We start from the raw sequence: 19,434 nt of genomic DNA on the forward strand, positions 1-19,434 counted from the left end.
GTCGGTCAGCGGTGCCGGCATGCCGAACGGGACCGGCGCACCAACGCCGGTCCCGTTCACCCCGGATGGGAAAAGCCCTGGTCAGGCGATGCGTTCCAGCACCACCGGCGGGGCCGGGAAGTCGGTGCCGGGGGCCGCGATGTCGTAGGATCCCTCGATCGCGCGCAGGGCGTACTCGAAGCGTTCCGGGGTGTCGGTGTGCAGGGTCAGCAGGGGCCGGCCCTCGTGGACCTCGTCGCCCGGCTTGGCGTGGAGTTCCACGCCGGCCGCCGCCTGGACCGGGTCTTCCTTGCGGGCGCGGCCCGCGCCCAGGCGCCAGGCGGCGACGCCGATGTCGTAGGCGTCCAGGCGGGTCAGGACGCCGGTGGCGGGGGCCGTGACGACGTGCTGCTCGCGCGAGGTGGGCAGGGGTGCGTCCGGGTCGCCGCCCTGGGCCGCGATCATGCGGCGCCAGACGTCCATCGCCGAGCCGTCGGCCAGGGCCTTGGCGGGGTCGGCGTCCTTGACGCCGGCCGCGTCGAGCATCTCGCGGGCCAGGGCGAGGGTCAGTTCCACGACGTCTGCCGGGCCGCCGCCCGCCAGGACCTCCACCGACTCGCGGACCTCCAGGGCGTTGCCCGCGGTCAGGCCCAGCGGGGTGGACATGTCGGTGAGCAGCGCGACCGTCTTCACGCCGTGGTCGGTGCCGAGGCCCACCATCGTGGACGCCAGTTCGCGGGCGTCCGCCAGGGTCTTCATGAACGCGCCCGAGCCGACCTTCACGTCCAGGACCAGGGAGCCCGTGCCCTCGGCGATCTTCTTGGACATGATCGAGGAGGCGATCAGCGGGACGGCCTCGACCGTGCCCGTGACGTCGCGCAGGGCGTAGAGCTTCTTGTCGGCCGGGGCCAGGCCGTCGCCGGCCGCGCAGATCACCGCGCCGACCTCGTCCAGGACGCTCAGCATCTCCTCGTTGGAGAGCAGGGCGCGCCAGCCCGGGATCGACTCCAGCTTGTCCAGCGTGCCGCCGGTGTGGCCGAGGCCGCGGCCGGAGAGCTGCGGGACGGCCGCGCCGCAGGCCGCCACCAGGGGCGCCAGCGGCAGGGTGATCTTGTCGCCGACGCCGCCGGTGGAGTGCTTGTCGGCGGTCGGGCGGGACAGCGACGAGAAGTCCATCCGCTCGCCTGAGGCGATCATCGCGGCCGTCCAGCGGGCGATCTCGGCGCGGTTCATGCCGTTGAGCAGGATGGCCATCGCGAGCGACGACATCTGCTCGTCGGCGACCTCGCCGCGGGTGTACGCGTCGATGACCCAGTCGATCTGCTCGTCGCTGAGCTCGCCGCGGTCCCGCTTGGTGCGGATGACGGAGATGGCGTCCATGGCCATGGCCGGGCGTTCCTTCCGGGAGTTACTTGGTGAGGTGGTCGGGGCCGAAGGCCTGCGGGAGCATCTCGGCCAGGGGCAGCACGCCCGCCGGGGTCTCGAGCAGCAGCTCCGGGCCGCCGAACTCGTACAGCAGCTGACGGCACCGGCCGCAGGGCACCAGGATCTCGCCCGTGCCGTCGACGCAGACGAAGTGCGTCAGCCGGCCGCCGCCGGTCAGCTGCAACTGGGAGACCAGGCCGCACTCGGCGCACAGGCCGATGCCGTAGCTGGCGTTCTCCACGTTGCAACCGGTGACGGTGCGGCCGTCGTCGACACGGGCGGCGGCGCCGACCGGGTAGCCCGAGTAGGGGGCGTACGCCCGGGACATGGCGTCCCGGGCCGCCCGGCGCAGTGCTTCCCAGTCGGCGTCGCTCACTTGCCCTGGCCCTTCTTGTAGGCCATGCCGTTGGCCCTGGGCATCCGCAGCCGCTGCGCGGACAGCGCGAGGACGACGAGGGTGACGACGTACGGCGTGGCGGAGACGACCTGGTTGGGCACCTGGTCGGTGGTGGCGTACCAGGCGAAGACCAGGGCGCCGACGGCGAGGGTGATCGCGGCCTTGACGTAGGCCTTGCGGACGATCAGCCAGATGGCGCCGGCGAGCAGCAGCAGCGCGCCGAGCAGCAGCAGGGCGTGCACGTTGGCGGAGCCGCCGCGCAGGTTGAGGCTGTCGGTGTAGCCGAACAGCCCGGCGCCGAGGGCGAGGCCGCCCGGCATCCAGTTGCCGAAGATCATCGCCGCGAGGCCGATGAAGCCGCGGCCGGAGACCTGGCCCTCCAGGTAGAAGGGGTTGGCCACGATGGACAGGAAGGCGCCGCCGAGGCCGGCCAGGCCGCCGGAGATGATCACGGCGAGGTACTTGTACTTGTAGACGTTGACGCCGAGCGATTCGGCGGCGACCGGGTTCTCGCCGCAGGAGCGCAGCCGCAGGCCGAACGGCGTCCGCCACAGCACGTACCAGGTGGCCGGGATCAGGGCGATGGCGATGAGGGTGAGCCAGGAGACGTCGGTGACGAGGCCGCCGAGCAGGCCGGCGATGTCCGAGACGAAGAACCAGCCCTTGTCGTTGAGGGTGATCAGGGCGTCGGACAGGCCGGGCACGGTGAAGTGGCCGAGGGACTCCACCGGCGGGGACTGCTTGGCGGAGCCGCCCTGGTGGCCCTCGAAGGCCAGCGGGGCGAGGTAGCGGGTGGCGCCGAGGGCGAGGATGTTGATGGCCACACCGGAGACGATGTGGTTGACGCGGAAGGTGACGGTGACGACCGCGTGCAGCAGACCGCCGAGCGCGCCGCCGATGATGCCGACGACGATGCCGGTCCACGGGCCCCACTGGAAGCCCGCCCAGGCACCGAACCAGGTGCCGAGGATCATCATGCCCTCGAGGCCGATGTTGATCACGCCGGAGCGTTCGGCCCACAGGCCGCCGAGGCCGGCGAGGCCGATGGGCACCGCCAGCTGGAGCGCGGTGGACATCTGGCTGACGTTGGTGATGCCGTTGGCGCCGGTGATGATGCGGACCAGCGAGGTCAGCGCCAGGGCGCCGGCGATGATCAGCATCAGGACCGGCAGGGAGAGGCGGCGGCCGGCCGGCGCTCCGTGCTCCAGCGTGGGCTGGTTGACGTCGGTTGCGGTGGTCATCAGCCAGCCACCTCCTTCTTGGTGTCGTGGGCGCCGAGGACGTGACCGGCGGCCAGTTCGGCGCCGACGCGGCGCTGCTGGCGGCGCAGGCCCCACTCGCGGACGGCCTCGTAGGAGACGACGACCGAGAGCACGATCAGGCCCTGCATGATGACCGCGATCTCCTTGTCGTAGCCGTGGAAGTCCAGTTCGGGCGAGGCCTTGTCGAGCCAGGCCCACAGCAGGGCGGCGAAGGCGATGCCGACCGGGCTGTTGCGGCCGAGCAGGGCGATGCCGATGCCGAGGAAGCCGATGCCGGTGGGGAAGTTGAGGTTGTAGGTGTGGCTGTCGCCGAGCAGGATCGGCAGGCCGGCGAGACCGGCGACGGCGCCGGAGAGCAGCATGGCGGTGAGCACCATCCGCTTGGGGTCCACACCGCTGGCCGCGGCGGCGGTCTCCGAGGCGCCGGAGGCGCGCAGGTCGAAGCCGAAGCGGGTGCGGTTCAGGGCGACCCAATAGCCGATGCCGAGCAGGACGGCGAGGACGACCAGGCCGTAGACCTCGCCGGCGGCGCCCATGTCGATGCCCGGGATCCAGCCGGACTCGTGCATCTCGCCGGTGGTGTTGTTGTTGCCGACCTTGACGCCGAAGACGTCCGGGCGCCACATGTAGACGATCAGGGAGGTCGCGATGGCGTTGAGCATGATCGTCGCGACGACCTCGCTGACGCCGCGGGTCACCTTCAGCACACCGGCGATGCCGGACCAGAAGGCGCCGGTGAACACCGCGGTCAGCAGCAGCAGCGGGATCTGGAGCACCGCGGGCAGGTTCGCGTGGGCGCCGACGACGGCCGCCATCATGGCGCCGAGCTGGTACTGGCCGTCGACGCCGATGTTGAACAGGTTCATCCGGAAGCCGATGGCCACCGCCAGGGCGGCGATGTAGTACATCGACGCCTGGTTGACGATCAGGACCTGGATGTCGGAGAAACCGGCCTGCTCGAACATGAGGGCGAACGGTTCGACCGGGTTCTTGCCCGAGGCGATCAGCACGACCGCGCTCAGCACGAAGGCCACGGCGAGCGCGATGACCGGGCCGGCCACGGCGAGGAGCAGGCGCTCCTTGTCGAACTTCTTCATCAGCGGGCCTCGTCTTCCGGAGACTCGCCGGCCTTCGTCGGGTCGGCCGGGGTCTCGGGGGTCTCTTCGTGTTCCAGGTGGCCGGTCGCGGCGCCGGTCATGGCCGACCCCAGCTCCTCCGGGGTGATCGTGGCCGGGTCGGCGTCGGCGACCAGCTTGCCGTCGTAGATCACCCGCAGGGTGTCGGACAGGCCGATCAGCTCGTCCAGGTCGGCGGAGATCAGCAGCACGGCCAGGCCCTCGCGGCGGGCCTCGCGGATGTGGTCCCAGATCGCGGCCTGCGCGCCGACGTCCACACCGCGGGTGGGGTGGGCGGCGATCAGGAAGCGCGGTTTGTGGCTCATCTCCCGGCCGACGATCAGCTTCTGCTGGTTGCCGCCGGACAGGGAGGCGGCGGTGACGTCGATGCCGGGGGTGCGGACGTCGTACTGCTCGACGATCCGGCGGGTGTCCTCCTGGGCGGCCTTCGGATTCAGCCAGACGCCCTTGGCGTTGGGCTCCTCGGTGACGTGGCCGAGGATGCGGTTCTCCCACAGGGGCGCCTCCAGCAGCAGGCCGTGACGGTGGCGGTCCTCCGGGATGTAGCCGACGCCCTCTTCGCGGCGCCTGCGGGTGGGCCAGCCGGTGATCTCCTCGTCGGCCAGCCGGATGGTGCCGGAGTCGGCGTGGCGCAGGCCGATGAGCGCGTCGACCAGTTCGGTCTGGCCGTTGCCCTCGACGCCGGCGATGCCGAGCACCTCGCCGGCGTGGATGGTGAAGGTGATGTCGTCGAGCAGGGCCTTGCCGCCGGGCGCGGCGAGCCGCAGCTTCTCGACGGCGATCACCGGGCGGTCGGTGACGGTGGACTCGGCGGTCTCCGGGGTGGGCAGCTCGCTGCCGACCATCAGCTCGGCGAGCTGGCGCGGGGTCGTCTCGGCGGGCACCGCGGTGCCGACGGTCGTACCGCGGCGGATGACGGTGATCTCGTCGGCGACGGAGAGGACCTCGCCCAGCTTGTGGGAGATGAAGATGACGGACAGGCCCTCGGACTTCAGCTCGCGCAGGTTGTCGAAGAGGGCGTCCACCTCCTGCGGGACCAGGACGGCGGTGGGCTCGTCCAGGATCAGCGTGCGGGCGCCGCGGTAGAGGACCTTGAGGATCTCCACGCGCTGCCGGGCGGCGACACCGAGGTCCTCGACCATCCGGTCGGGCTCCACGTCGAGGCCGTACCGCTCGGAGATCTCCTTGATCTTCCGGCGGGCCTTGCCGCCGATGCCGTACAGCTTCTCGCTGCCGAGGACCACGTTCTCCAGGACCGTGAGGTTGTCGGCGAGCATGAAGTGCTGGTGGACCATGCCGATGCCGCGGGCGATCGCGTCGGCCGGGGAGGAGAAGGCCACCGTCTCGCCGTCGACCGCGATCGTGCCCTCGTCCGGCTTCTGCATGCCGTAGAGGATCTTCATCAGGGTCGACTTGCCGGCGCCGTTCTCGCCGACGAGGGCATGGACGGTGCCCTTGTGGACGGTGAGATGGATGTCGTGGTTGGCCACGACACCGGGGAATCGCTTGGTGATCCCGGCGAGCTCGACGGCGGTCTGCGGACCACCCGCCGCCGCTCCGGCCGGAGGGCTGCTGGACGCGTTGATGGCGCACTCTCCTGGGGACGGGGGTCGTCTACGCGCGTAGCGCCCCTACGGCATGGAAGGCGGTGGCGCACCTGCTCCGGCGGGGTACGGGGAGGCGCCCTCCCCGTACCCCGCCGAGCGGCAACGCGACCGCGGTTGCTCGCTGCTCAGAGTCCTGCTGGGTGTCAGCTGCTCTTGACCTTGATCTCGCCGCTGATGATCTTCTCCTTGGCCGCGTCGATGGCTTCCTGGAGCTCGGCATTGTCCGCGAACTTCGGGTTGGAGTTCGACAGGCTCACCTCGCCGGTCTTCAGATCGCCCCGAACGATACCGGTCTCGGGCTTGCCGTCCTCGACCGACTTCGCCAGGTTGTAGACCGCCTTGGCGACGTCCTTCATCGCGGAGGTGAGGATCCAGTCCTTGTACTTCGCGAGCGCTTCCTGCTGGTACTGGTCGGAGTCGACGCCGATCGCCCACACCTCGTTGGCGGCGGCGGCCTCGATCACGCCCTGGCCGGACAGACCGGCGGCCGCGTAGACGACGTCGGCCTTGCGCTCGATCTGGCCCTCGGCGGCCGTCTTGCCCATGTGCGGGCTGGAGAAGCCGCCCTCCTCCGCGGTCTGGGTCAGGAACTGCGAGAGGACCTTGACCTTGGGGTCGGTGTCCTTGACGCCCTGCTCGAAGCCGGCGCGGAACTTGTGGATCAGCGGGATGTTCACGCCGCCCACGAAGCCGACCACGTCGGTCTTGGTGGTCTTGGCGGCGGCGACACCGGCCAGGTAGGAGGCCTGCTCCTCGTTGAACACCAGGTCAGCGACGTTCTTCGCCTCGATCGTGGCGTCGTCCACGATGCCGAAGGTGGTGTCCGGGTACTTCTCGGCGGCGCCCTTCACGGCGGAGGCGTAGGCGTAGCCCACACCGACGACCGGGTTGTAGCCCTGCCGGGCCAGCGACTCCAGGCGCTGCTGCTTGTCGGCGTCCGTCTCACCCTCGGTGGGCTCGATGTCGGCCGTCTCGTACTTGAACTCCTTCTTGGCCTGCTCCAGGCCCGCGTACGCGGCGTCGTTGAAGGACTGGTCGCCCTTGCCGCCGACGTCGTAGGCGATGGCGAGGCCCTTGTCGCCCTTGGACTCGGCCGAGCCGGAGGACGTCGAGGTGCCGCCGCAGGCGGAGAGGGCGAGAGCCAGGGAGGCGGTCGCTGCGCCTGCGACCGTGATCCGGGAAATCCGGCGCATGTGTGGTGCTCCTGTCGTACAAGCGCCGGACGGTTCAGCTTCGGCGCTGGCTTCGCCGCAGATTAACGCGCGTAGACCTGCCTGAAAACCCCTTCTGTCCACCTTGTTATCCGCCCGTGCCCAACCGGGCCGGGGGCCGCGCGGGACCCTTGCCGGGAGCAAACGGAAGGTGGCGCTGGGTGATGTGGACGCCGGATTCGGGCGGGGCGGGGTGGGGGGTGGTGGTGGGGTGGCCGGGGGGTGTGGCCAGGGGCGTCGCCGGTGGGAACAGGCGGGCATGCGGAGCGGGCGGGGCCCGAAGGGCGCCCGCCCGCTCCGCAATCGTGCGTACCCGTCGTACGGGTCGGCCTACGGCTCGGTCTTCACCTTGATCGAACCGTTGACGATGCCCTCCTTGGCCTTGGCCACGGCCTCCTTCAGACCGGGGACCTCGGCGTACTTGGGGTTGCTCTCGGAGAGGCCGACGCCGTCGGACTTCAGGTCGAAGGTCTGCACGCCGGTGCGCGGCTCGCCGTCCTCGACCGACTTGGCCAGCGTGTAGACCGCGTCGGAGATGTCCTTCAGGGCGGAGGTGAGGATGTACTCCTTGTACGGCGCCAGCGCCTCCTGCTGGTACTGGTCGGAGTCGACGCCGATCGCCCACACCTTGTTGGCGGCGGCGGCCTCGATCACGCCCTGGCCGGACAGGCCGGCCGCCTGGTAGACGACGTCGGCCTTCTTCTCGATCTGGCCCTCGGCGGCGGCCTTGCCCTTGTCCGGGCTGGAGAAGCCGCCCTCCTCGGCCGTCTGGGTCAGGTACTGCGCGATGACCTTCACCTCGGGCTTGGTGTCCTTGACGCCCTGGGTGTACCCGGCCTCGAACTTGTGGATGAGCGGTACGTCCACACCGCCGACGAACCCGACGACATCGGTCTTGGTGGCCTTCGCCGCGGCGACGCCCGCGAGGTAGGAGGCCTCGTTCTCGGCGAAGACGAGGGAGGCGACGTTGTCGCCCTCGACCACGGAGTCCACGATGCCGAAGGTCGTGTCGGGGTACTTGGAGGCCACGGCCTTCATCGCCGGGCCGTAGGCGAAGCCGACGCCGATCACCGGGTTGTAGCCCTGCCGGGCCAGCGAGGCCAGCCGCTGTTCCTTGTCGGCGTCGGTCTCCCCCTCGTTGGGCTCGATGTCCGCCGTCTGGTAGCCGAACTCCTTCTTGGCCTTCTCCAGGCCCGAGAAGGCGGCGTCATTGAAGGACTGGTCGCCCCTGCCGCCGATGTCGTAGGCGATGGCCAGGCCCTTGTCGTCCTTGGTGCCGCCGTCGCTGCCGCCGCCCTCACTGCTGGTTCCGCCGCAGGCCGTGGCGGCGAGCGCGAGCGACGCGGCCCCCACCGCGACGCGGGTCAGTTTCGATATCCGACGCATCTGAAGTTCCCCATTCTCCAAAACCCCGCAGCGGGCGCTCGGTTCGGCGCACATTAACGCGCGTAGACACTCCTGGGAACGGGGTTCCTCGGGGCCGTTATCCATTCGTGCCGATGGCCGGTCGCGCCCCTGTGAGCGTGGTCCACAGGCTGCCCCTGTCCCGCCCCGGCCGCAACCGGAGCGGGACCCGGCGGTCCAGGGGGGACGCCGGGGGCCGGGGCCGGCGTCAGACGGCGCCGTCGATGAGGGCGCAGGCGGTGAACATCTCCACGCCGACGGTGATGGCGTACTCGTCCACGTCGAAGTCGCCCTGGTGCAGGTCGCGCACCGTGCGCTCGCCGGGCGGGCGGACGCCGAGCCGGGCCATGGCGCCGGGCACGCGCTCCAGGTACCAGGAGAAGTCCTCGCCGCCCAGGCTCTGCTCGGTGCTCTCCACCGAGTCCGTGCCGCGCCGGGCGACCATGGCGGTCTGGAGGAGTTCGACGCTGGTCAGCTCGTTGACCACCGGCGGGACCCCGCGGACGTAGGTGATCTCGGACTTGGCGCCGTGCAGGTTGGCGACCTCGTCGATGGCCGCGACCACCAGGTCGGGGGCCTGGCGCCAGGTGTCGAGGTTGAGGCAGCGCACGGTCCCGGCGAGTTCGGCGTGCTGCGGGATGACGTTCGGGGCGTGTCCCGACTCGATCCGTCCCCAGGTCAGGGAGAGGCCGCTACGGCTGTCGACGCGCCGGGAGAGCAGTGCGGGGGCGTCGGTGGCGACGCGGGCGGCGGCGGTGACCAGGTCGGTGGTCAGGTGAGGGCGGGCGGTGTGGCCGCCGGGGCCGTCCAGGGCGATCTCCAGCCGGTCGCAGGCGGAGGTGATGGGGCCCTCGCGCAGCCCGATCCGTCCGGCGTCCACCCGGGGGTCGCAGTGCACGGCGAGGATGCGGTCCACCCCTTCCAGGGCCCCGCCCTCGATGGCGTCCTTGGCGCCGCCGGGCAGCACCTCCTCGGCGGGCTGGAAGACCAGCCGCACGGGGCGCGGCAGCAGGCCCTGCCGGTGCAGGTCGGCGAGGACCAGGCCCGTACCGAGGACGACGGTGGTGTGCACGTCGTGGCCGCAGGCGTGGGCCCGGTCCGGCACGGTCGAGCGGTACGGGCACTCCGTCTTGGTGTCCGGGATGGGCAGCGCGTCGATGTCGGCCCGCAGCGCGAGCACGCCCTGGGCGCCGGGCCGCTCCCCCGTGTCCATGCCGATGTCGCAGATGAGCCCGGTCCCGACGGGGAGCACGCGCGGCTTCAGGCCGGCCCGCTCGAGCCGTTCCTTGATCGCGGCGGTGGTGCGGAACTCCTGGTTGCCCAGCTCCGGGTGCATGTGCAAGTCGCGTCGGAAGGCGACGAGTTCGGCACGCAGCTCCTCGGGCAGGGTGCCGGGAAGCAGGGCTCCTCCGGGAAGCTCGGCCTCGGACTTAGGGGAGATCAATTGCTTCACCCTCTGAAGGGTAGGACGCCGAAGCGGCCAATTGACCCACGATCAACAAAAGTTCAGCCCGTTAGGGGAAGAAAATCTGGCCGCCGTGCGCATACGTATCGACTGTGTTGGGTAAACTCGCCCGTTCTCGGTGGGTACCGGTCCGGGGCGAGCCGATCACGGGATCGCGGGGGGCGCGACCATGAGATCACCGGGAAGCGACGGCGCCGCCCCCGGGCGCCGCTCCCCGGTACCGTCCTCTCCACACGGATACCACGCCCCGCGCACCCCACGCGCACGCGTTCATCTGACGGACGCCGGCCCGCGGCTCGTCCCGTACGTCCGCCGGCTCGGCCCGCACGTCCGCCGGCTCATCCCGTACGTCCGTCAGCGCGGAGCGTGCTGCGCTACGTACGCGTCGAACGGCTCGATCCCGACCTCGGCGCGCAGCGCGTCCGTCCGCTCCGGCTCGCGGCACGGCCACGGGACCGGCACGCCGTCGCGGACGCCGGCGATCTGGGTGCCGTAGATCTGCTCGCGGCCCTCGTTGACGAGGGTGCGATCACGGAGGAAGGCGAGATCACGCGGGCCGGCCTTGCCCTCGGCCACGGCCTCCTCCAGCAGCCGCAGGGCACGGCGCTGGACGTCGAGCTGCCGGTCGGCGTGCTGCGCGACGAGCCAGGCCGCCCGCGCCGCCTCCTCGCCGACGAGCCCGGCCGTGGGCCAGCCGTACGCATCCATGATCTCGTTCAGCCGGTCGGCGTGCCGCACGGTCAGCCGCCGCCAGGCGAGCTGGGCCGCGGGGTCGTCGCTGAGCGCCTGTGAGGAGGTCTGCCGGTCGGCCTTCCCCATCGCCACGAGCTCGGCCGAGAGCGCGGCCAGGTCCTCGGTCACCGTCACTGTCTCCTTCCTCTTCGCCGTCTGCCTCGTCTGCCTCGGTGGTCGGTGGCACGGACAGATGGCAACGGTAGGCGCTCGCGCGCGGCGGAAGATCATCCTGGAGAAGGGTGACGTGCGGCCCCCACGGCCGGGACAATGGTTCATCGAGGGCAGCGACGAGGCACGGAGAACTCCGCCCACGCTGGCGCACCGGGTTCCGCAAGGGCGAACTCCTCAGCCTGCGCTGGGAAGACCTCGATCTCGACAGCGGTACGGCCAGCATCTACCGCACTCTCCAGCGCACCCGCACCGGCGGCCTGGCCACCCTGCACACCAAGACCCGCGCCTCCGAACGCCGCATCACCCTCCCCACACGGTGTCTCCAGTCCCTGAGGCTCCACCGCGAGCAGCAGCAGCGCGAGAGTGAGTCCGCGGGCACGCCGTGGCAGCACAGCGGGCACGTGTTCACCACAGCGCAGGGCACACCGCTCGACCCGACCAACCTCACCCGCGCCTTCACCACGCTTCTCCGCAATGCGGGCCTCCGCCGCATCCGCTTTCACGACCTCCGCCACTCCACCGCCACCCTGCTCCTGGAACAGGGCGTCGAACTCGTCGTCATCAAGGCACTCCTCGGCCACGCCCACATCGGCGTCACCGCCACCGTCTAGCTCCGTCTCCAGCGGAACGCCATCGATGCCCTTGGCACCGCGCTCACCGGCCCGGAAGCCACTGGGACGGTCGACGGCGACGAACCGCCACCCTGCGACGCCCTCGTGCGCTGACGTTGCCGTCAATTACTGCCGTCACCCCACGCAAAAGCCCCGCCAGGACACACCTGACGGGGCATCAAATCTGCAACCGCACCTTCCGCTGGAGAGAAAGCCGCCAGAGGCCTGTCATTGCCGGGCAATGACCTCCACATGAAACTCGCGCATGACTGAATGGATCGACTCCATAAAGCCATCCCCTAGATGATCACGCGATGCCTGATAGTTACGCCACACAATACTGGACAGAGGAGCCGTTCCCTCAGGAGATAGGCAATCTGCGACAGCGTCGAGGTTCGACCCAAAATAGCCCCTGGGGCCATTTACCGCCTCACCCAAGGCGCAGTAGAAACTCGACGCCGTGAAGATATTCGCCCCATCGAGATAAACAACTTCATCCAGTCCGTAGCTTGCGGCTTTCTTGCCAGAAGCGAACCATGAATTCTGGACAACATGAAGCCAAGTTTCATGGTAGCGCGACGGCCACTGAAGCCACTCATCCATCGCGCCCTCCACCTTTGATGCCCAATGCCGCCACACTTCTCCCGCCGCAGAGTATTCACATACGCCACCAAGGAACTGATAAGTCGCATTCGAAGGAGAATTCTCCACCAAGCCACGGCGGCCGGTTCGGACAACCCGACCGATGCAGTAGTCGCCAATCTTCACCCCCTGAGAGTTCACGATCTCGAGATTCGCATCCTCGACCTTCCGCCTGGCATTCGCGATCTGGTGAACGCGAATGAAGGTAACTTCCGGAGGGTGCACCTCTTGCTCACCAAAGAACCCGCGGACATCTTCCGCCAAAACAATCAGGTCCTGAGATTCATCATCGATGAGCCGATACAGCGGGAAACTCTCAAACTTCATGAAGGGTCGACCAATCGCCTCTACATTACGACAGTTTGTGATACGCCGTAGCGGCATCAGCAAGATGCCGCTACGGCGTATCACTCGAACCAGGGCTATTTACCAGCCGGAATCAGGGAAGTGTGGCGCGCTGAACTTCTGAATTTTCCTGTAGTGAGTCGATGTCCATCCGTAGACCTCGACGCCATTTTTCTCCACGACCAGGATCCGGTCAGTCTCCGGGCGCCCCGGAACTCGATACTCCTTGGCGCCTGCCCACCATGAATGCTCCCGACCACTGTACGTATTATGCGATCTGATTTCCCCCAACCTGACCGCATCGTACGCCTCAGCAATCTTCTTGTTCATCCCTTGAGGCAAACCGTCAGACAGTTTCCCCTTGGGGCAGTTGCTGTTGTGAACGAGTACCGGCGCCTCGCCCGCCAGCACATAGTACGTGTGGAGGTCATCGACGGTGAGGTTGTAGGTGCTGGCCCGTGTGGTGAACGGTTGGTTGGCGGTGACGATGGCCGTGGTGCCGTCAGGGGTGAGCAGGGTCATCCCTGGCGTCAGGTCAGCAGCATCGAGCCAGCGCTGCTCGGAGGGCGACCAGAAAGGGTGCTCATGCGTTGCCGTGAGGGTTTCAATGCCGTCGCTGGTCGCAATGGACAGCTTGTTGAACTGCTTATCATCATCCGTTCGGATGAGTCGAGTAACTTCTCTTGGCCCCTGTTCACCGGTCTCCGGATCTGCGGCCAGGACCTTGTCACCGAGGGCGATGTCTTCGATGTCCTTGGTGGTGCCGTCGGCCAGGAGAACATCGGTGCCAGCAAGGAAGCAACTGCAGCCGTTCGGCCGGACTTTCCCTCCGCGGACTCCCGTAAACTCCTGAGCAGCTATCGCGAAGGCTGCTGCCATTTCCTTCCCGATGCTGTAGCCATCAGGACATCCCTTGTCATAGACCTCACGGCATGCGAAGTTCTTGGCCTTGTACAGATAGTTACTGACAACCGGCTGACTGAGGTCGCTGTAACAATGGAGATCGCCCCCGAGGCAGCCTGCGATGAGGTGTTGGTTGAACTCCTCCGCCAGCGCGGGCAGCTTCTTCCATGTCGCGGGCACGGACAGGCCTGGGTGGAGTGCTACCTTCCCGTCGCTGTTCCAGTCGTACCCATAAGACTCGCTCGGCGCTTGGTCCGGATTACTATAGTAGTAGTTCTCGAAAGCCTTTTTTAGGCTCTTCTCCTCCTTCGGGGTTCCCCAGTCCATGTCTGCACAGACGATTGGGTCACAGCTGCCACCACGCGGCATGGCATTCATGAGGCCTGTGGGATCGCTAATGGTGACAGGGTTGTTGTTCCCGTAGCTGTAGCCATTGAGGGAAAGAGCGTCGGCCGTGTTGAGGATGGGGTCGACACTGATGAACTGGCCGATAACGGGGTCGTACTCGCGGGCACCGATGTGAGTAAGGCCGGTTGTCGCGTCACGGGGTTTGCCGAGGAAGCCCTTGTCGTCGGGCCAGGGGCCGTACGTGGGCTTGCCGCGGTCTTCGCCGAAGGGGGTGGTGTAGCGCTTCGTGAAGGACTGAGTGTCGTCCCTCTCGACGGCGAGGCTGCCCGTGCCGTGGTGGTCGCTGACGAGGAACTTGACCTTGGGGGTGCCGGACTCGTTGGTGCGCATGGCGGCGGTGATGCCGCCAGCGGCGTAGTAGCGCTGGGCCCATGTGGTGCCGTCGGCGCGGAGGTGGAGCTCGGTGGCGCCGGCGTAGAGGATGCGTTCGCCGTTTTCCGTGGCTCGGATGAGGAGCGTGCCGTCGGCGCCGTAGAGGTAGTCGGTCGCCTGGCCGTCCTCCGTGAGGCGGGTGAGTTTGCCTTCCTCGGACCAGGAGAGGTCCTGAGTGGTGCCGGTGGCCTGGCCGGGGCGCTTGGTGGTGTTTCCGGTGGCGTCGTAGGTGTAGGTGCGTTCCGGGCTGGTGCAGTCGGCCTTGGTGGTGGTGCCGGTCAGGGTGTGGGGCTGGTCGGGGTCCTTGTAGCAGTAGGTGGTCTTGGTGGTGGCGTCGGCGGTGTGCTGGGTCTCGCTGGTGCGCTGGCCTGCGGAGTTGTAGGTGTAGCTGGTCCAGTAGGGGGCCGGACCCGAGAGTGCGTCGGCGCTAGGGGCGTCACTGCACTTCTGGGAGGCGGGGGTCCACGCCTCGGTCAGGCGGCGGTGCCCGTCATAGGTGAAGCACTGGGTTTCGGCACTGCTGGTTCCGCCGAGCGTGGTGGGGTCGGCGATGGAGGTGACGTTGCCGGCCTGGTCGTAGGTGTAGTTCAGGCTTTGCAGTTGGTAGGGGTGGGTTTCGTCCTGGACGTAGCTACGGGTCAGGCGGCCGGTGCCGGCTTCGAAGTCGTTGCCGACGTAGACATGCTTGCCGAAGTTGGTGCCGAAGGTGAGCTGGCGCGGTTGTGTCAGGGCCGAGTAGTCGATGTCGGTCAGGTAGACCCCGATGGCGGTCAGGTTGCCCAGGCCGTCGTAGTCGTAGCCGGTGATTTCGCGTTCCAGGCCGCCGAGGGCCGGGTCCTCGGTCTGCTTGACCGTGCCGTTGATGCCGTAATGCGTCTCGAACTGCAGGGTCGCGGGCGTGCCCGCCTTGACGAAGGGGTCGGTGTCCGGCAGCCGCAGCTCGGTGTTGATGGCGCGGCTCATGCTGTCGTAAGCGGTGACGGCCTGGGTGTAGGCGGCGCCGGTCTTGCCTCCGACGTAGCGGGTGGAGGTGGCGGGCTGCCCCTTGAAGACCGTGTCGTAGGTGTAGCCGGTGAGCTGGTTGGCGTCGGTCTTGGAACCTGCCCAGGTACCGGTGAGGCGGCCGATCTCGTCGTAGGCGCTCAGGATCGACTTACCGCGCGCGTCCGTGGCCTTGACGACCTGGTCGAGAGCGTTGTACTGGGTGGTCGCCTTCCCCTTGTCCGGGTCGTCGGCGCTGGTCTGGCGGCCGAACAGGTCGTAGCCGTAGGACCAGGTGGCGCCGTCCGGGCCGGTGATCGTCTTCTGCCTGCCGTCCAGGCCGTAGGTGAACTTCGTGGAGGCGTACTTCGCTCCCGGGGCGGTGCCGAAGTCGGCGTCCGCGGGGCTCGCGCCCTCGTAGGCTCGGGTCTCGATGGTGCGGCCGCGGATGTCGGTGATGGTGCGCTGCGCGGAGCCGCCCTGGAGAGCGGTGGTGGCGGTGGAGTCACCGGTGTAGCTCGTGGTGGTGGTCCACTTCTTGACGCCGTTGACGTAGAGGGTGCTGGTGGTCGGGCGTCCTGCTCCGTCGAAAGCGGTCTCCGTCTGCTTGGGGGCGCGGCCGTACTCGGCGCGGGTGTAGGTGCCGGTGGGAGTGCTTGCGCTGTCGAAGATGTCCGCGTACGTCTCGTAGGCCAGCCCCCGCTCGTCGTAGCGGGTGTCGGTCAGAAGCCGCCCGCCGTCCGGTGTGGGGGTCTGGGTCTGCAGCGGGCGGAGCAGGGAGTCGTACAGCGCGTAGCTGGTGTTGTAGGTACTCGAGTTCGTCAGTGTGGAGGTCGACACCCAGGACGGCTTTGTGGCGTCCAAGTGGTAGGCGAACTTGAGGTTCGGCACCTGACTGCCGCTGGAGCGGTTGGGCAGCCACACGTCGGTGAGCCGGCCGAGCGCGTCGTACTTCTGCTCGGTCTTCTTGGCGTTCGTGTCGTAGGTGCGCAGTGGCTGGCCACGGCGGGGTTCGAGGTAGTTGACGGTGTAGTGGCCCTTGGGGTTGGTGGTCAGAGTTCTGGTGAGAGGGCCGGCGTCGGCGGGGCGGTACTCGGTGGTGGTGGTCTCTCCGGCCGTGTCCGTGACGGATACGGGGCGGCCCAGGGCGTCGTAGGTGGTGGTGGCGGTGGTCTGCCAGCCGGAGGGCAGGCGCTGGCCATCGGTGCCTGCGGTGGCGGTGTAGCCGGTGGCCCGCCCGGTCCAGGTGACCTCGCCCTTGGTGGGCTTCTGGGTGGCCAGCCAGGTGGTGGCGTCCACGGTGTCGTAGACGACGGCGGTGTCGGACAGGACGTCGCCGGGGGTGCTGCTGGTGGCGGGCAGGTTCAGGCTGGTGTCGGTGACCGAGCACGGCTTGGCGACGGTGCGGGTGCGGGAGACCAGGCTGGTGATGCCGGCGTCCGGGTTGCGGGCGTACCAGGTGCGGGTGCAGGTCTCGTCGCCGCCTACGCCGCCCTGTCCCCAGTCGTCGACGGCCTCGACCATGCCGAGGGCGTCGTACCGCCTGGTCATGGCGTGGGTGCGCCAGTTGCTGGAGCCGGTGAGGTAGGTGCTGGTGTAGGTGGTGGAGGGGCGGACCCACAGGGCGAGGTGGTCGGCGGCGTCCGGGACGGTCTGGGTGCCGGTGTTCTTGTAGGTGTGGGTGTGGAAGACGCTGCTGATGGGCTGGCTGCCGTTGTAGGTGACCTGCTGGCGGAGCGCGCCCTTGTAGCGGTCGCTGTCGTAGGCGTCGCCGAAGTCGACGTCGGTGTCGAGAAGGGGCGGGACTTTGACGGTCTTGGTGGTGCCGTCCTTGTTCTTGTCGCCGTGCATGCCCTGCAGGAACAGGGAGACGGTCTTGGAGCGGGTGCCGCCGGCCGGGCCGGTGTAGGCGGTGACCTTGCGGTAGCCGCGCCAGTCGGACCAGGTCCGCTCGTCCTTCGGCGTGAACGGGTCGTCGTTGTGGTGCCAGGCGGCGCCGCTGTAGTCGTAGGCGTGCTCCACGGCCGGGTTGTTCGCGGCCGCGTCGTGCACGCCGACGGCCAGCACCCGGTACTTGTGGAACCAGTCGATCGAGGCGTTCTCGGATCCGTTGATGTGCCAGTACTGCGGGAAGCAGGAGCGGGTGTTGCTGTCGGGCGCCGCATCCTGGAGCTGGGCGCGCGTGCATTCCGGGGAGGAGAGGGTGACCTCGGTGATCGCGCCGGTCTCCGAGGTGATCGTGGAGATGCGCGGGCGGGTCAGCGGCAGGATGTCGTCGGTGGCGTCGACCCGGTTGGGCCGCAACTGGTAGGTGAAGGTGATCGGGCCGACCGTGATGGGCGTGTCGCCGGCCTTGCCGGTGCGCTTGAGCGACTTCAGGGTCAGGACCTGGTCGGAGCTGTCTCCGATGTCACCGCCGTCCAGGTAGGCCTGGGTCATGCTCCAGGAGTCCACCGGGTCGTACGCCGTGCTGGTGGCGTTGTAGGAGTACGTGTTGACGCCGGTGAGCCGCTTGCGGGTGAAGAAGGACGGGCCGGCCGCGTTGCACTCGGTGTCGTCCTTGGAGCAGATCGCGTCGAACGGCACGTCCGGCCAGTTCTCCGCGGTGTCCTCGGTCAGGCTGGAGCAGTCGGAGGCGGTGCAGCGCTCGGCATAGGAGAAGGTGACCTTGGCGTCGGCCTGGTCGGTGAACAGGGCGCCCTTGCGCAGACCGTACTCGATGCGGTTCAGGTAGCCGCCGCGGGTGTAGGAGGCGCCGGCCTTGGTGGCCTTGTTCTTCTTGTAGTAGTTCGATTCCTTGGTGTACCAGTACGTGACCGCGTTGCCGTGGGTGTCCTCGACGTAGTCCAGGTTCCAACGCCAGGCCTGCGTCAGGGAACGGTCGGCGAACGTGGTACCGCTGGAGTAACCGGGTTCGCCGGAGTCGTCGCCGAAGACGGGTACGGTCCAGGTGGAGTTGGTGCGCTGGGTGTCGGCGCCGTCCAGCTTGTTCAGGCCGAACACGTACTTGGTGCCCTCGCCGGTGACGACCGTCCAGTACTCACCGTTGTCGTCGCCGTTGTCCGCGCCGGTGGAGCGGGTCACCTTCGAGGCGTCGTCGTCGGCGAGGCGCCACTGGCCGCTGGTGTCGTCCTTCACCAGGCGGGTCGACTTGCCGTTGAGGACCAGGGTGGCGTTGTCGTACTTCCAGCACTGGTCGAAGACGTCGTCGTGCCCGTCCTTGTCGCAGCTGCCGTATGCGCGGGCGATGTAGGACTCGGTGAGGGTGAAGCCCTCGCCCACGGACGTGGTCTGGTTGTTCGTGGTGGCGGTGCGGCCGTCGACGCTGCCCGAGTCGTACGACAGGGACAGCGGCGGCACCGGGCCCGCCGCGGCGGGGGGCAGCGTGAAGTCGTGCGACCAGGTGAACGAGCCCGAGCTGCCGCCCGCCTGCCAGGAGGAGGACTCCGACAGCTTCGTCGCCGAGTAGTCGCCCGCACCGTTGGGGGACTGGCCGGAGCCGGCCGATGCGGCGGTCACCGCCAGCACCGTCGCGCCGCCGGAGGCAGCACTGCCCGCCTCGCCCATGAGCTGCGTGGACGCACCCTCCTCGGACCGGCCGAGGTGAGCCTTTGCCGAGAGCGTCTGGTTCTTGAGGTCATTGGCCGTGGGCAGCGGGGTCTGCTTGCGGCACTCTGCCTTGTCCGGCGTCGTCAGCACGCAGGCGGGCAGGCGGACCAGCCGGAGGCGCTGGGACCAGCCACCACCGACCACTGAGGCGAAACCGGAGTAGTCGACGCGCACTTCTGCCGCACCGGGCGTATCGGCCGCGATGGTCAGCAGTACACCGGTGACACCCGCATGACGGGCTGTCTTCTGGTCCAGGACTGCGACCTTCGCTTCCCCAGCAGCTGCAGCGGACGACGCTGAGGAACGCGACTTGGGCGATGCCGGTTGCAACGTGACCGGCACGCCGCCCGGTGTGACAGCACGGCCCGTACCAGACCTCAGCTCGACTGCCTCGGCGCCCTTCTCGGGCCAGGAGGCCTTACGCTCTCCCGTCGCCTTCTTGGCCAGCTCGGTATCGGCCTTGCGCTCCTTGGCCACCTTGGCCCGCGCCTTCTTGGCCCCCGGGCCTTCGAATGCTTTGACCTTGGTCACCGGGGATCTGGGCACGTCCGGGCGGCCCAGGGCCTGTGGCTCTGCAGCTTGGGCGACTTGGGCCAGTCCGGTCGGCACGACGAGGGCCAGTGCGAGCGACTGTGCCAGAAGGCGGCCCGTACGGTGCCGTCTCTCCCTGCCCCGTCTGCTTGAGGTGCCTATGCCAAAGACCATCGTTCCCGTCCCACCCAGTGTCTGATAAAGAAGAAGTCCGTACGTCGTTCGCAGGCAGCCGGGTCC

Annotated in this window: 11 protein-coding genes and 1 pseudogene; 1 reads left to right on the forward strand and 11 read right to left on the reverse strand. The window is 68.5% G+C overall.

Annotated features, from left to right (window positions below; all coding sequences use genetic code 11):
* Positions 1–81: 81 nt before the first annotated feature.
* The 9 genes from ACZ45Q_RS02165 to ACZ45Q_RS02205 all read right to left on the reverse strand — a co-directional run bounded on the left by ACZ45Q_RS02165 (position 82) and on the right by ACZ45Q_RS02205 (position 10,747).
* Positions 82–1,365, reverse strand: a complete 1,284-nt coding sequence (locus ACZ45Q_RS02165) for a thymidine phosphorylase (RefSeq protein WP_468253871.1) — start codon at positions 1,363–1,365, stop codon at positions 82–84.
* Between the two features lie 22 nt (positions 1,366–1,387).
* A complete protein-coding gene (locus ACZ45Q_RS02170; protein WP_468253872.1) occupies positions 1,388–1,780 on the reverse strand; it encodes a cytidine deaminase in 393 nt (130 codons plus the stop codon).
* Complete coding sequence (locus ACZ45Q_RS02175; protein WP_468253873.1) at positions 1,777–3,042, reverse strand: ABC transporter permease; 1,266 nt, start codon at positions 3,040–3,042, stop codon at positions 1,777–1,779. The genes ACZ45Q_RS02170 and ACZ45Q_RS02175 overlap by 4 nt, the downstream gene beginning before the upstream one ends.
* Positions 3,042–4,160, reverse strand: a complete 1,119-nt coding sequence (locus tag ACZ45Q_RS02180; protein WP_468253874.1) for an ABC transporter permease — start codon at positions 4,158–4,160, stop codon at positions 3,042–3,044. Before ACZ45Q_RS02180 ends, ACZ45Q_RS02175 begins: the two co-directional genes overlap by 1 nt.
* Complete coding sequence (locus ACZ45Q_RS02185; RefSeq protein WP_468254312.1) at positions 4,160–5,785, reverse strand: ABC transporter ATP-binding protein; 1,626 nt, start codon at positions 5,783–5,785, stop codon at positions 4,160–4,162. The genes ACZ45Q_RS02180 and ACZ45Q_RS02185 overlap by 1 nt, the downstream gene beginning before the upstream one ends.
* A 164-nt stretch (positions 5,786–5,949) precedes the next feature.
* Positions 5,950–6,999 (reverse strand): BMP family lipoprotein, encoded by a 1,050-nt coding sequence (locus tag ACZ45Q_RS02190; RefSeq protein ID WP_468253875.1) that lies wholly within the window; start codon positions 6,997–6,999, stop codon positions 5,950–5,952.
* Positions 7,000–7,347: 348 nt separating this feature from the next.
* Positions 7,348–8,403, reverse strand: a complete 1,056-nt coding sequence (locus ACZ45Q_RS02195; RefSeq protein WP_468253876.1) for a BMP family lipoprotein — start codon at positions 8,401–8,403, stop codon at positions 7,348–7,350.
* Positions 8,404–8,629: 226 nt separating this feature from the next.
* Complete coding sequence (locus ACZ45Q_RS02200; RefSeq protein ID WP_468253877.1) at positions 8,630–9,874, reverse strand: M20 family metallopeptidase; 1,245 nt, start codon at positions 9,872–9,874, stop codon at positions 8,630–8,632.
* A 366-nt stretch (positions 9,875–10,240) separates the two neighbouring features.
* Positions 10,241–10,747, reverse strand: a complete 507-nt coding sequence (locus tag ACZ45Q_RS02205; protein ID WP_468253878.1) for a DUF6624 domain-containing protein — start codon at positions 10,745–10,747, stop codon at positions 10,241–10,243.
* Positions 10,748–10,941: 194 nt separating this feature from the next.
* Between ACZ45Q_RS02205 and ACZ45Q_RS02210 the strand changes: the two are divergent.
* Positions 10,942–11,517 (forward strand): annotated as a pseudogene (locus ACZ45Q_RS02210) (site-specific integrase); the annotation flags it as partial.
* A 114-nt stretch (positions 11,518–11,631) separates the two neighbouring features.
* Here the strand turns inward: ACZ45Q_RS02210 and ACZ45Q_RS02215 are convergent.
* Together ACZ45Q_RS02215 and ACZ45Q_RS02220 are read right to left on the reverse strand one after the other, a co-directional pair.
* Entirely contained in the window at positions 11,632–12,372 is a 741-nt protein-coding gene (locus ACZ45Q_RS02215; protein WP_468253879.1) for a barstar family protein, read from the reverse strand.
* 99 nt (positions 12,373–12,471) lie between these two features.
* Positions 12,472–19,368 carry a polymorphic toxin-type HINT domain-containing protein gene (locus ACZ45Q_RS02220; protein ID WP_468253880.1) on the reverse strand — a complete coding sequence of 2,299 codons (6,897 nt, stop codon included), beginning with the start codon at positions 19,366–19,368 and terminating at the stop codon, positions 12,472–12,474.
* Positions 19,369–19,434 lie beyond the last annotated feature (66 nt).

Source organism: Streptomyces sp. NPDC031049 (assembly GCF_055571015.1).

Bases quoted from the DNA above. Each gene is read 5' to 3' on its own strand.
- ACZ45Q_RS02215 (WP_468253879.1), bottom strand. From the start codon at position 12,372: ATGAAGTTTGAGAGTTTCCCGCTGTATCGGCTCATCGATGATGAATCT.
- ACZ45Q_RS02175 (WP_468253873.1), bottom strand. From the start codon at position 3,042: ATGACCACCGCAACCGACGTCAACCAGCCCACGCTGGAGCACGGAGCG.
- ACZ45Q_RS02180 (WP_468253874.1), bottom strand. From the start codon at position 4,160: ATGAAGAAGTTCGACAAGGAGCGCCTGCTCCTCGCCGTGGCCGGCCCG.
- ACZ45Q_RS02220 (WP_468253880.1), bottom strand. From the start codon at position 19,368: ATGGTCTTTGGCATAGGCACCTCAAGCAGACGGGGCAGGGAGAGACGG.
- ACZ45Q_RS02165 (WP_468253871.1), bottom strand. From the start codon at position 1,365: ATGGCCATGGACGCCATCTCCGTCATCCGCACCAAGCGGGACCGCGGC.
- ACZ45Q_RS02190 (WP_468253875.1), bottom strand. From the start codon at position 6,999: ATGCGCCGGATTTCCCGGATCACGGTCGCAGGCGCAGCGACCGCCTCC.
- ACZ45Q_RS02195 (WP_468253876.1), bottom strand. From the start codon at position 8,403: ATGCGTCGGATATCGAAACTGACCCGCGTCGCGGTGGGGGCCGCGTCG.